9 protein-coding genes and 1 tRNA gene are annotated in these 13,144 nt (G+C 56.2%); 3 read left to right on the forward strand and 7 right to left on the reverse strand.

Going from position 1 to position 13,144, the window contains the following annotated elements; genetic code table 11:
- Positions 1-13: 13 nt before the first annotated feature.
- Positions 14-1,216, reverse strand: coding sequence for a thiolase family protein (locus tag FHG12_RS07835; RefSeq protein WP_139515202.1), 1,203 nt, complete (start codon positions 1,214-1,216; stop codon positions 14-16).
- A 93-nt stretch (positions 1,217-1,309) separates the two neighbouring features.
- On the opposite strand from FHG12_RS07835, the gene FHG12_RS07840 reads away from it, so the two are divergent.
- On the forward strand, positions 1,310-1,786 hold the full coding sequence (locus tag FHG12_RS07840; protein ID WP_139515203.1) for a DUF4293 domain-containing protein: 477 nt from the start codon (positions 1,310-1,312) through the stop codon (positions 1,784-1,786).
- An 80-nt stretch (positions 1,787-1,866) separates the two neighbouring features.
- On the opposite strand, the gene FHG12_RS07845 is transcribed toward FHG12_RS07840, so the two are convergent.
- From FHG12_RS07845 to FHG12_RS07865, 5 genes are all read right to left on the reverse strand, one after another.
- Positions 1,867-2,775 (reverse strand): DUF4476 domain-containing protein, encoded by a 909-nt coding sequence (locus FHG12_RS07845; protein WP_139515204.1) that lies wholly within the window; start codon positions 2,773-2,775, stop codon positions 1,867-1,869.
- A 194-nt stretch (positions 2,776-2,969) separates the two neighbouring features.
- Positions 2,970-4,901, reverse strand: coding sequence for an OmpA family protein (locus FHG12_RS07850; protein WP_139515205.1), 1,932 nt, complete (start codon positions 4,899-4,901; stop codon positions 2,970-2,972).
- A 119-nt stretch (positions 4,902-5,020) separates the two neighbouring features.
- Positions 5,021-5,521: a hypothetical protein gene (locus FHG12_RS07855; RefSeq protein ID WP_139515206.1), complete on the reverse strand. Its 501-nt coding sequence runs from the start codon at positions 5,519-5,521 to the stop codon at positions 5,021-5,023.
- A 182-nt stretch (positions 5,522-5,703) separates the two neighbouring features.
- Positions 5,704-6,564, reverse strand: coding sequence for a (Fe-S)-binding protein (locus FHG12_RS07860; protein ID WP_139517725.1), 861 nt, complete (start codon positions 6,562-6,564; stop codon positions 5,704-5,706).
- Positions 6,565-6,673: 109 nt separating this feature from the next.
- On the reverse strand, positions 6,674-8,071 hold the full coding sequence (locus FHG12_RS07865; RefSeq protein WP_139515207.1) for a 4Fe-4S dicluster domain-containing protein: 1,398 nt from the start codon (positions 8,069-8,071) through the stop codon (positions 6,674-6,676).
- 151 nt (positions 8,072-8,222) lie between these two features.
- On the opposite strand from FHG12_RS07865, the gene FHG12_RS07870 reads away from it, so the two are divergent.
- Positions 8,223-8,295 (forward strand) — tRNA-Phe (locus tag FHG12_RS07870).
- A gap of 121 nt (positions 8,296-8,416) precedes the next feature.
- Here the strand turns inward: FHG12_RS07870 and FHG12_RS07875 are convergent.
- Positions 8,417-10,861: an outer membrane beta-barrel protein gene (locus tag FHG12_RS07875; protein ID WP_165699336.1), complete on the reverse strand. Its 2,445-nt coding sequence runs from the start codon at positions 10,859-10,861 to the stop codon at positions 8,417-8,419.
- 358 nt (positions 10,862-11,219) lie between these two features.
- Between FHG12_RS07875 and nagB the strand changes: the two genes are divergently transcribed.
- Complete coding sequence (nagB, locus tag FHG12_RS07880; RefSeq protein ID WP_139515209.1) at positions 11,220-13,139, forward strand: glucosamine-6-phosphate deaminase; 1,920 nt, start codon at positions 11,220-11,222, stop codon at positions 13,137-13,139.
- The last annotated feature ends 5 nt before the right edge of the window (positions 13,140-13,144 follow it).

Raw genomic sequence — 13,144 nt, forward strand, 5'->3', positions numbered from 1 at the left:
AACGACTTGTTTATTAAACTTTTTCGTAGATGATAGCAATGCCCTGACCCACGCCGATGCACATGGTAGCAAGGCCGTAGCGCACCCCTTCGCGGCGCTGCATTTCGTGTACCAACGTGGCAGTAATACGCGAGCCGCTAGCGCCCAGCGGGTGACCAATGGCAATGGAACCACCGTTGACGTTGATCTTTTCCGGGTTCAGATTCAGCTCCCGAATGCAGGCAATGCTTTGGGCAGCAAAGGCTTCGTTGAGCTCAATCAGGTCCATGTCGTCGAGGGTCAGACCGGCGCGCTGCAATACTTTTTGCGTAGCCGGCACCGGACCCAGGCCCATATACGCCGGATCGACGCCTGCCACGGCCGTAGCCACCACGCGCACCATCGGCTTGAGGCTGAAGCGCTTCAGGGCTTCTTCTCCTACTACCATTACTGCTGCCGCGCCATCGTTGATGCCCGCGGAATTGCCCGCCGTAACAGTACCGTCTACGGGTTGGAAAGCCGGCTTGATGCTAGCCAGCTTTTCCATCGTCGACAAGCGCGGCGGCTCGTCGGTGTCGAATAAGGCCGTGTCGCCTTTGGGCTGCCCTACGAACACCGGCACGATTTCGCGACGAAAGCGCCCTTTCTCCTGGGCGCGGTGGTATTTGCGTTGGGAGTTGAAGGCGAACTCGTCTTGCTCTTCCCGTGTGATGCCATACTTACGGGCCACGTTCTCAGCCGTTTCGCCCATGGCATACGGGTGGTGCATTTTGGCTAAGCGCGGATTGACGAAGCGCCAGCCCAGCGTGGTATCGTGCGCAGTGAAGTCACGCGCAAAAGCGGTCGTCGACTTAGCCATCACGAAGGGCGCGCGGGTCATGCTTTCGGCACCGCCAGCCAAGTATACATCACCCTCGCCCGACCAAATGGCGCGCGACGCATCCATGATGGTTTGCAGCCCGGAGCCGCAAAGACGGTTGACGGTCACGCCGGGCACTGTGATGGGCAAACCCGCTAGCAGCGCCGCCATACGGGCAACGTTGCGGTTGTCTTCGCCGGCTTGGTTGGCCGCACCGATAATTACATCTTCTACCGCCGCTTTGTCCAGCGAAGGATTGCGGCGTAAAAGCTCGCGCAGAACGTGCGCGGCTAGGTCGTCGGGACGTACGCTGCTGAGAGCACCCCCAAATTTGCCGATGGGCGTGCGGACGGCGTCCACGATATAAGCAGTTGACATTGGCTGGTAATGCGGTTATTCCGCTCGTTGTTGGCTACTTTTGCCGGCCCGACCGCCCAAAGCAAGGCTAGCCGGAACTGACAAAACACAAAGATGATACAAAGAATCCAAAGCGTATTCCTGCTGTTGCTGGCCGTAGCCATGCTCAGCGTGGTGTTCCTGCCGATCTGGAGCAAAACCGACCCTCTCAGCAAGCAGGAACTTGTCTTAACTTCCACAAAGATAGCCTACGCCCACACCGATCCGGGCATGTCGGTCACAACCAGCACGTACGCCATTGTGGCATTGGCGCTGGCCTCGGCGGCCGTAGCCTTGTTCGAGATTTTCCAGTACCGCAACCGCTTTCTACAACTGAAGCTGGGCTTTTTCAACCTGCTTCTGATTGTGGCTACCATCGGGGCCAGCTATTACTACTCCGGGGTGGCAGAACAAATGCTCAACGTAAAAATTCCCGGCACTTTTGAAGCCGGCTTCTATTTGCCCACGTTGGCCTTAGTACTCAATCTGTTGGCCAGCCGTTTTATTCGGCGCGACGAACAACTAGTACGATCGATGGATCGGTTACGCTAGGCACAACAAGCTCTCCAAACAACAAAAAAGGCTCTCGCGGAATATCGCGAGAGCCTTTTTTGTGTAAGGGCATAGTTGGTCTATCGACCGCCGCGGCTTTGCTCGACGTAGCGTTGCAACTCCTGCACGTTGGAGCTAAAATCGAAGCTGTCGTAGACGCGATAAAAGTTCTGACGATCAGCCACTTGCGGATAGGCAAACTTGGCCAGCTCCAGCCGTGATTTGTCGAAGGAAAATTCTTTCAGCAGCATTCTCAAATCATCGGCCCGCACGACCGATTCGCTGAGCGCCTGCCGGGCGATGGCCATTTTGTTGTCGTCGAAAGAAGTACTGTGCACCGCACGCAGCAACTGGTCTACCTCCTGCGGCGCCAGCAGCGGCAAGTCGTCGGTGCCGTTGTAGTAGCCACCGTCCCGCGGCGGGTAATTGCCACTGCCGGAGTTAGGATAGCTACCCGAGTTGGGATAGTTATTGGGGTTCGGCGCCGGATACGATCCGCCAGGGTTAGGCGGGTTGCCGGGAGCAGGATAGGCCCCGCCGGGGTTGGGCTGATTGTAGCCGCCTCCGTCGTAAGTGCCATTAGGATAACGCGGATCGGGTGCCGGAACCGGATACGCGCCACCTGGGTATGAGCGCCCGTACCCGCCGCGGATGGGCACGGCTGCTACCATACGCAGCGTCAGGGGGTAACCCGGGCGGGCTACCAGCACGAAGCTAGACTCCAGGCCGGAATCCAGAAATACGCGCGTCCGAAAGTTTACGGCCCGCCCCCGGCCCGCCGGCACCACAAATTCGGCCATGTGATAGCCCGGCGCCAGTCGGTCGATGTGCACTTGGCTAATGGCCCCGCGCGTCAGCGGACGGCCGTCGAGCACCAGCTGGAAAAGCACGCCGCGTTCGGAAGCAAAGTTCGCATTGGCCGGCGCTGCCTGTAGTGCCGAAGTGAACAACAGGAACAGGCCGAAGCAGATAAGTAATGCCTTTTTCATGGCAGGAACAGCTTACACAAGGCGATCCATTCGCCCCGGTAGTACCATTAAAGCCAAGTATTGTGCCAGAGAAATCCCAAAACATAGACTTTGTTGAATTTACGGCTGTCCGGCTTGGCATCCCTAATTCAACAAACAAAAAGAGCCGTTTCGAATGAAACGACTCTTTTTGCAACTGTCTGATTATCAATTATTTATTCATCAATGCGTGTCACCTTAAATTCGGTGCGGCGGTTGCGCTGATGTTCGTCTTCGGTTTTGGCGGCCTTAATTACGGGGCGCGTTTCGCCGTAGCCTTTGGCCGTGATACGGGCTTTATCGATGCCCTTCGAAATGATGTAATCGACGGCCGATTGGGCACGGCGCTGCGACAGGGCTAAATTGTACGCATCCTTACCCCGCGAGTCGGTGTGCGAGCTTAGCTCAATCGTGATTTTGGGGTTGTCGTTGAGGGTTTGCACTAGCTTATCCAGCTCCACGGCCGCATCCGGACGAATATCGGCTTTGTTGTAATCGTAGAAGATGTTTTCCACCACGATAGCTTTATTCTTGACGATTTTGGTCAAGGTCAGCGTTATCGGAATGCGGATGTCGGTCATGTCTTCGGTCAATTGCTCCTGCGGGGGCGTGCGGCCTACCGTAGTCAGCGAATTGCGCGCGGTGAAATATCCCGGCCGATCAGCCACGAGCGAATACGTAGCGGCGGTGTCCAGCTTAAAACTGAATTTGCCATCGGGTCCGGCTGTAATATCCTGCGGTTTCTGGCCGTTGGGACCAAATACTGTTACGGTTTCGCCAGCCAGCGGCGCCACCTTCCCGGTCTTATCATCGCGCTCTACTACGGTGCCATCGGCGTAGAAGGTCACGAACTTATAGGTCTGACGCTTAAAGCGGTACAGGTCGTCGCTGCCCTTACCCCCTGCCCGATCGGAGGAAAATACACCGGTATTCTTGCTGACGAAATACGGGGCAAAGTCGTCGCCGCTGCTGTTGATGGGGGCGCCCAGGTTCTTCACCTTGCCCTTGTCTACCATAAAAATATCGAGCTTGCCCAAGCCCGGATGCCCATCGGAGGAGAAGTAAAAGGTACCGTCGGGCGCAATAGCCGGGAAGCTTTCGTTGCCGGGCGTATTTATTTGATCACCAAGGTTTTCCGGCGGCGAGAAACGGCCGTTGGCACCTAGCGTGGCTTTGTACAGATCGGTACCGCCCTGCCCGCCGTTGCGGCCCGAAGCGAAGTACAGCGTCTGGCCGTCGGGTGAAAACACGGGCGAAAAATCGTCGGCCGTGCGGTTGTTGATGTTGATCAATGCTGGTTCCGTCCAAGCGCCGCTGCGGAAGTACGATGCCCACAGATCGACGCTGAGGTAGCCTTTCTTTTTGCCGCTGTTGGAGCGCGCAAACACCACCGTTTTGCCGTCGGGCGAGTACGTGGCGCTGGCTTCGTGCATATCCTCGGTATTGAAGATGGGCTCCAGCTTGCGCACCGTACCGCCGGTCATCTTCTCGACATCGTCAAATTTGACAGCATATAAGTCATTGAATCCCTGTCCATTACCCAAGTACTTTTTACCATCGCGGCCGGAGGCAAACACCAGCTCTTTGGTATCGGGCATGATGGTCGCACTGAAATCCGACGATTCGGAGTTGACCTGATCCAGGGGCGTTACTTGGTCGCGGTTGCGCATGGCTACCACGTCTTTGCTGAGGCGCGCGTTCTTGGCTTCTACTTCGGCCCGCACAGCTAGCTGCCGGTTCTTGCCGTTTTCGACGTAGTTATCGAACAAAGCCGCGGCTTCGTCGAGCTTGCCGTTGGTTTTCAGAGCCAACGCATAATAAAACGGCGCATCGCCGTTTTTCACCCCGCCGTCGATGGCAGCCTTATAATACCCCTCGGCCTGCTCAATGCGGTTCGATAAGCGATACGATTCGGCGACGCGGTAATTGGCTTGCGCAATGTTGCGTCCTTTGGCCACGTCCGCCTTATACATTTTGATAGCCGTCTCAAATTCACCGCGGGCAAAGCGCTTATCGGCCTTACTCATGGGGCCACCGCTTGAGGCAGCGCACCCGCTCAGCAGCGCCGACGAGCCCGCCACAACATATAGTAACAGTAGTTTTCTCATGGGAAGATACAGGAATAAAGAGGTCGTCGGGTGGGACTGGCGTTGGTTCGCTACGACTGGCAATAATACTAATTTACGCAGGAATAGTACGGTTCGCTGCGCCAGCGAACCCAGCAGATTTAGCGGACCACAGACGGTTGAAAATACCGCGCCAGCCACGTTTGGGCGGCCGGAGCAGGCCATGTAGCAGCAAGCTGTCCGCGTTGGGCCACAGTATTATCGAAGTAGAGGGTATCGGGGCGCAAACGGCCTTCGGCAACGGCAGCCCGCAATTCGCGCCGGTCCATCAACTCCACTTGGTCATTGACCAGAAAAGCCAGCTGTGATTTTTCGAGCAGCGTCACTCCCCAGTAGGCTTCCAACTCCCTCACAAAACGCACCGAAGCATCAATGGAGCAGCCGCTGGCGTCGGCAATTGCCTCATCCAAGCCGATAACCAAAAACTGATGGTGCAAAATGGCGGCAGATGCCTGCAAAGCCCGGCCGTGGCTGGTCCAGTCAGCGGAAAACTGAGCGAGCGCTGGCTGTACGGCCGCTAGTTCCGCGTCGGTTAGGCGCCGGTTGGCCTGATAAATCCAGATGCGTGCGTGCGCTGGAAGCTGATCGAAAGAAACAAACATATTATTTATAACTACCTGTTATTCAAATACTTAAAAAGCAAAGCATTTGGGTTGCTTTGCCCTTGGCCTTCCATATAACGGCACAAAGGCAAATTCATTTTCTACAAAAGAAACTGCCCCGCCGGGAAGTTCCGGCGGGGCAGGAAATGTAGCGATAACGCACCTGTAGTGCGCCTTTTTGCTTAGGCGTTTAGCCCTTCGGCCGAGGCAACCAATTCGGCCAGGTCAAACACTTGCACGTTGTTTTCGCGCTCTTTGCCTTTCACGCCGTCGCTCATCATGGTCATACAGAATGGGCAACCTACCGCGATGATGCTGTTTTGGCCGTTGCCTTTCGGAGCCGGAGTGGCACCCGCATTGCCACTTTCAACGCCGTAGAGGTTGTCGAGGGCCGCCGCGTTGCCGTCGAGCGTAGCCAACGCCTCCTCGGTGCGCTCGATGTTGATGTCTTTCTTGCCCGGCTCGGGCTCTTTCCACATCTGCGCGCCGCCGGCACCGCAGCACAAGCCGTTGGCCTTGCTGCGTTTCATCTCAACTAAGTCAGCATCAAGCGCTTCGAGCACGGCGCGCGGCGCTTCGTAGATGTTGTTGGCCCGACCCAGGTAGCACGAATCGTGAAAAGTAATGCGACGGCCTTTGTAAGATTCGCCTCCTTCTACTTTCACACGCCCCTCGTTGATAAGCTGTTGCAGAAATGTGCTGTGGTGAATTACCTCGTAGTTACCGCCCAGCGCCGGGTATTCATTTTTGATGGTGTTGAAGCAGTGAGGGCAAGCCGTCACGATTTTTTTGATGCCGTACCCTTCGAACGTAGTGATGTTCTGCATGGCCTGCATCTGAAACAAAAACTCGTTGCCGGCACGCTTGGCGGGGTCGCCGGTGCAGGTTTCTTCCATGCCCAACACGGCATATTTCACGCCTACGTGCTCCAGAATTCGCACAAAAGCACGCGTCACACGCTTGTAGCGGTCGTCGAAAGCGCCAGCGCATCCTACCCAGAACAAAATCTCGGGCTCTTCGCCACGAGCGGCCAGGTCGGCCATGACAGGAACGGTTACGGGACGCTTGGCAGTTTGCTCAGCCATATATTCAGTTGACGGTTGTCGGTAAGTTATGATTCTTGCAGTTCGCCAAGGAGGCAAGCTGCCCTAATTAAGCTGTGGCAATATTCTGTTTATCAGCCACATACAAATCGTCGGCCCAGTTGAAACGGTCCGAAGGCGAGAAAGCCCACGGCGCGCCGTTGTTCTCAATGTTGGAGAACATCACATTTAGCGAGTTGGGCGCCGCCGATTCTTCCAGTACCAAAAAGCGGCGCATCTCCACGATGCTTTCCAGCGGGTTGATGTTCACGGGGCAAGCTTCTACGCACGCATTGCACGTGGTGCAGGCCCACAGCTCCTCGGGGGTAACGTAACCTCGAAGCAGCGTATGATTCTCTTTGTCAATTACTTCTGCTTCCGCATGCTTGGCCTCGGCGCCGTACAGGTTGGGCTGAAATATCAACGGGGAGTTGTATTTCTCCTCCATCCGGTCGCGGGTGTCCATGATGACTTTGCGCGGCGAGAGCAGCTTACCGGTTAAGTTGGCCGGGCAAACGGAGGTACAACGACCACATTCGGTGCAGGAATAGGCGTTCAGCAGGTTCGTCCAAGCCAAGTCGTTCACGTCTTTGGCCCCAAACGGCGTGGGTGCGGCCGCCGAACCATCGGGATTGGTGGCCGGCGCGGGCACCTGGTAGCTAGGGTCCATCATGGCCTTTACTTCGTGGGTGATGCTGTCCACGTTCGAAAACTGCCCCTGCGGTACCAAACGCGAGTAATACACGTTTGGAAAAGCCATGATGATGTGGAAATGCTTCGAAGAAGGTAAGTAGTTCAGGAATAACAAGATACCCACAATGTGCGCCCACCAGCCTACGCGCTCCAGCACTTCCAGCGCCGTGGCGTTGCTGGGAAATAAGCCCGTCAGCAGGGAGCTAATGGGGAAGGCGCCCGCCAAGTCGCGGCCTTCCAATTGATGCAACTTCAGATCGGCGGTGTTCATGGTAAACAAGGCCAGCATCAGGATCACCTCCACGTACAGAATGATGTTGGCGTCGAGCTTAGGCCAAGCACGTAGCTCAGGACCCGTGAAGCGGCGTACTGGCTGCGAGCGGTTGCGGCGCCACCAAAACGCGGCTACGGCTAGAACCACGAGTGCCCCCAGGATTTCGTTGGTGCCCGTCAGGGCGGCGTACACTGGCCCCATGAAGCCCAAGACCCGATGGGTGCCAAAAATCCCGTCGATCAGGATTTCAATTACTTCAATATTAATCACCAGAAACCCCACGTAGACCACCAAGTGTAGCAAGGCCGGGGTGATGCGCTTAAACATCTTTTGCTGCCCAAAGGCGACGAGCAGCGTTTTGTTGAGGCGCTCGCTCACGTTGCCCGACATATCGCGATCGCGGCCGGCAAGGATGTTGGCGCGGATTTTCCGCACTTGCCACGCAAATAGGCCGAAGCCGGCAATGGCTACCAACAGGAAAATGATATTCTGAATGGTCACAGGAAAGGGCTAGGTTTAGGTTGGGTTCCGAAAAATACTCGTTATGCCTAACATATGTAGGCTTTTCGCTGAAAACTTTTTTACTCCAAGGCTTGCGCTATTGTTTTGGTTTACTACTTTTGCGACTCCCAATGCGAAAGCGACGGAAAATGGTGACGTAGCTCAGTTGGTAGAGCAAAGGACTGAAAATCCTTGTGTCGATGGTTCGATTCCATTCGTCACCACAGAAAAGCCCCTTGTACATTGCGTATGAGGGGCTTTTCCTTTTCAAGGAGTTCGTTATGCTCACAAAACTCCAGGCTATTACAAGTGACTAATAATCAAATACTTGCAATAGTATAGGGTTTACTGCCCAGCCGCCCGCCGCTTTTCGTCTTCGGCACCGGTGGTGCGCTTGCGAGTGGGCGCTACTTTGTCGTTGCCGAAGCGATAGCTGAACGAGAGCGTCACGACGCGGGTATCCTGCGAAGAATTAAAAATCTCTTCAAACACCGTGTAGCGCGAGGTCGCGTGCAGAATATTGGTGTGCAGCACATCCGTTGCATTCAGGCGCAGGGTGCCTCGACCATCGTAGACGCTTTTCTGTACGCCCACGGCCAGTTGGCCAAAACTGCGTTGGGTCAGGAACGCGTAGCGCTGTCGGGACTCGTAGCTCGCGTTCACGTCGGCGGTCCACGTTTTGCCCAACTGCAAGGAATTGTTGGCGCTCAACAGAACAGCAAACTTCCCTGTCGGCGGGATCGAGCTCAGCAGACTGCCGTTGTAGTTGGCGAAAAACAACTCGGCATTGCCATAGAACTTCCACCACTTGGTGGGCTCTAGTGGGGCAGTCAAGGAAAGAGAATAGTTATGTAACGCCTTCAAATTCACATCCGTAGACCGAACCAGTCGATCACTGTCCAGCACATACACACTCACGAACGGCTGATCGGTATAGGCGTAGCTGAGGCTGGTAACGATCTTTTGGCGAAAGGTGTGCGTCACCTCAGCCCGGTAGCTGGCCTGCGGTTTTAACAACGGATTACCCGCCCGATACGAAGTCGCATCAATGTAAAAGCGAAACGGGTTGAGCTGGTTGTATGTCGGGCGGTCGAGGCGACGGCTAAGCGACAGCCCCAGTTCGTGGTTCTTGTTGAGCTTGCGGCTCACATTCAGGTTGGGGAAGAGTTGCAAATAATGCCGATCGAAATCGGCATTGGGCTTGTCCGTTTCCTGCCGGCCTGTGGCATTGGTCTGCTCGGCGCGCAAGCCGGCGTTGAGCGTGAAACCGGGGAGCGTGTGCCCAAAATTCAGGTACGCGGCGTTGATATTTTCGTCGTACTGAAAGTGATTTGATTTGTCAGGGTCGAGGAGGCTGTTGCCGTTGACCGTTCTCACGAACACTAAGTCATTGACAGACTGCACTTTACTTGCTTTTCCGCCGGCCTCTAGGCGCCAATGGTGGCGCATCGGGCGCGTATAATCGACCTTCGCCGACTGGATGGTGAGCTTACCGTCTTGCTGCCCCGTAAGCAGCCGCGGAGCGCGACTCGGCACATTATAAGTAGTCGTCAGCCGTTGTTGACGATCGGTGGTGTAGCGGGCCATGTCGGCATCAGCCGTGAGTTCGGCCGCGCCCAACGAGTCGGCCGTGAAGAGGTAGCGGAGCGTGAAGTTGGCCGCGCCGTTGGGCGTATGCCAGGCCCGCTTGTTGAGAACAGAGTAAAGACTGTCGGACTGGCTCTGCGAATTGAAAAACTCCGACACGTTTTGGGTGGTCGAGGGATACCGGTTGGCCAGACCGCTGAGCATTGCCCCTAGTGTAAGGTGCTGATTTACTGTATAATCCAGGCCGGCTTTCCAGGTGTGCGACTGCAAGTTGCTGCGCACGTCATTGCGCTGATGAGTCCGGATCAGGAGCGCGTCGTTGTCGAAATACTTACGGTCGAACGTGAGCAGCTGGTAATTCTGACGGTCGAGGTAGGCGTAGCTGCCGTAGGCGTTGAGGTTTTTCTGCCGGTAATTCAGCGACAGGCCCGTGTTAAATTTGCCATAGCGTCCGCGGCCGTAACTGATGTTGGCGCTGCCGTTAGCGCCCATACGTTGGTCTTTTTTGAGATTAATGGCAATGATGCCGGCCCCGCCCTGCGCGTCGTATTTGGCCGAAGGATTTGTAATCAACTCAATAGTAGACACTTGCTCCGCTGGCAACGCCCGCAAGTAGTCCGCCAGCTCGGCGCCCGTCAGGGGGATGCGTTTGCCATTTATCTGGACCAACAACCCCTGCCGACCCCGCAACGACAGGTTATCGTTTCCATCGACCGACATGCCAGGCGAGCGGCCAAGTACATCCAGCGTGGTGTTGCCCGCGGCCAGCGAGCTTCCTTCCACATTTACCACCGTACGATCCGGACGCTTCTCAAACAGCGGTTTGCGCTCCGTCACGGTTACGCCCTGCAATTGGGTAGCCGCGCTAGCTTGCAAGAGGAAAGCCAACGGCGGTACCGCGCCATCCGCGACTTCCAGCGGCCCCGCCCATGCGCGCGTGAACCCAATCTGAGCTACGGACACTAAGTAACGTCCGGCAGGAACTGGCTCTAGTCGAAAATGACCTTCGACGTCGGTAAAATCAGCCTTAACAACTACCGAATCAGTGGCCCGCAGCAGCGTAACGGTAGCATACTCGATCGGCAGCTCAGTTGCTGTACGGACCGTGCCCGTTACCAAAGCGGGCCGAACCTGCGCTGCCAGGGGAAAAGCCAGCAGCCAAGCTACTATCAGGAAAAAAAATCTGCTCTGTGAACGCAGCAAGCAAAAGAACATGAGCACAATCCGGTGGTTTGGGACGGAAAGTGCAATAGGTGTAAGTTGGTCGGGCGAATTGCTGAAAAGGGTGTCAGCCGATTCGAGGGGGCGGATTGCCTTTCTAATACCAGCCGCTTGGGCAAGTAGCAGAGGAAGCAATAGTTGGGAAAGATAACAAGAATCTGATTCTTTTCAGGCGCACCTTCTCCCGTGACGTGCTAAAGGGCAGAACAGCCTAATAAAATACGGCGGGCCAAGTATATTTTTATAAACTAGCACTCATAACTCCGGCATCTCCCTCGAAGAGATCGCGCCGGCCCTTTCCTTCCTGGTTCTTCATTCGCAGCGCTATTCATTTTTCGCCATGCACTCTTTCGAAAACCATCCCGCCGAACGTATTCCTACCACCATTTATCCCGATTCGGAAGAGGCGTCCGTCGCCGTTGCCCGCGACATCGCAACGCTGATTCGCAACCGGGCGGCCGAAGGGCGCATGTGCGTGTTGGGGCTGGCAACCGGCTCCACACCTACGCGCATGTACGAAGAGCTCGTGCGCTTGCATCAGGAGGAAGGCCTTAGCTTCCAGAACGTTATCAGCTTCAACCTGGACGAGTATTATCCCATGCAGCCCAACTCTTTGCAGAGCTATGTGCGCTTCATGCACGAATACTTGTTCGATCATATCGACATTCGGCCCGAGAACGTGCACATCCCCGACGGTACGGTACGCCAAGAAGAAGTAGCCGAGTTCTGCCGGCACTACGAAGAACAGATCCGGGCCGCGGGCGGCATCGACATTCAGATTTTGGGCATTGGGCGCACAGGCCACATCGGGTTCAACGAGCCTGGGTCGGGGGCCGCGTCGCGCACGCGCCTCATCACGCTCGATCACATCACCCGCACCGATGCGGCCAGTGATTTTTATGGGGAAGAAAATGTGCCGCGCCGCGCCATTACGATGGGCGTCGGGACCATATTGGAGGCGCACAGCATTGTGCTGCTGGCCTGGGGCGAAGGCAAGGCGGCCGTGGTAAAACGCATGGTAGAAGGCGAAATGACCGATTCGGTGCCCGCCACCTACCTGCAAAAACACCCGGAAGTAAGCGTCATTCTCGACGATGCCGCCGCGGCCGAACTCACCCAGCGCAAAACGCCTTGGCTGGCCGGTTTGCCCTGCAACTGGCAGGACGAAGCCTTGGTGCGCAAAGCCCTCACGTGGCTGGCGCGCACGCTGCAAAAGCCCATTCTAAAGCTAACCGACGAAGACTACAACGAAAATGGGCTTTCGGAACTACTGAACGAATCGGGGCTGGCCTACAACAGTAACATTCGGGTTTTCAACGAGTTACAGCACACCATTACGGGGTGGCCGGGTGGCAAGCCCAACGCAGATGACACGTACCGACCCGAGCGGCAGTCTCCGTTTCCGAAGCGCGTACTCATCTTCAGTCCCCACCCCGACGACGACGTTATTTCGATGGGCGGTACGCTGTTGCGGCTCGTCGATCAAGGCCACGACGTGCACGTAGCCTACCAGACCAGCGGCAACATTGCCGTTTTTGACGACGAAGCCATTCGCTTCGCCGAGTTTGTAGCCGACTACGACGCGGCTTTCCGGCTGGATGAGCAACAGGCCGAAACGCTGTACGAGCGGGTAGTAGATTCGCTCAAAAACAAAGCTCCCGGCCAGGTGGATTCGGCAGAGGTGCAACTAATCAAGGGGTTGATTCGCCGGGGTGAGGCCAAATCGGCTTGTCGCTATGCCGGCATCCCCGACGAAAATGCGCACTTCATGGACCTGCCCTTCTACGAAACCGGCCGGGTGCGCAAAAAACCGTTGGGCGAGGAAGACATTCGGCTCACGGTTGACCTGCTGAACCAAGTTCGGCCCCAGCAAATCTACGCCGCCGGCGACCTCTCCGACCCGCACGGTACGCACCGCGTTTGTTTGTCGGCGGTTTTTCAGGCGTTGCAGCGGCTGAAAGCCGAAGGCTGCGAGTGGCTGAAAGATTGCTGGGTGTGGCTTTACCGAGGCGCGTGGCAAGAGTGGGACATCGACCGCATCGAGATGGCCGTTCCCATCTCGCCCCAAGAGCTAACGCGCAAGCGTCGCGCCATTTTCAAGCACCAGTCGCAGAAAGACCGACCGCTGTTTCCGGGTGCCGACCAACGCGAATTTTGGCAACGCGCCGAGGAGCGCAACCGCACCACCGCCAAAATCTACGACCAACTCGGCCTACCCGAATACGAGGCCATCGAAGCCTTTGTCAGATGGAAAATATAACTAGT

The sequence above is a fragment of the Hymenobacter jejuensis genome (assembly GCF_006337165.1).
GTDB lineage: Bacteria > Bacteroidota > Bacteroidia > Cytophagales > Hymenobacteraceae > Hymenobacter > Hymenobacter jejuensis.

Coding starts and splice junctions, on each gene's coding strand:
- FHG12_RS07835 (WP_139515202.1), bottom strand. CDS start 1,216: ATGTCAACTGCTTATATCGTGGACGCCGTCCGCACGCCCATCGGCAAA.
- nagB (WP_139515209.1), top strand. CDS start 11,220: ATGCACTCTTTCGAAAACCATCCCGCCGAACGTATTCCTACCACCATT.
- FHG12_RS07855 (WP_139515206.1), bottom strand. CDS start 5,521: ATGTTTGTTTCTTTCGATCAGCTTCCAGCGCACGCACGCATCTGGATT.
- FHG12_RS07840 (WP_139515203.1), top strand. CDS start 1,310: ATGATACAAAGAATCCAAAGCGTATTCCTGCTGTTGCTGGCCGTAGCC.
- FHG12_RS07860 (WP_139517725.1), bottom strand. CDS start 6,564: ATGGCCGACCTGGCCGCTCGTGGCGAAGAGCCCGAGATTTTGTTCTGG.
- FHG12_RS07850 (WP_139515205.1), bottom strand. CDS start 4,901: ATGAGAAAACTACTGTTACTATATGTTGTGGCGGGCTCGTCGGCGCTG.
- FHG12_RS07845 (WP_139515204.1), bottom strand. CDS start 2,775: ATGAAAAAGGCATTACTTATCTGCTTCGGCCTGTTCCTGTTGTTCACT.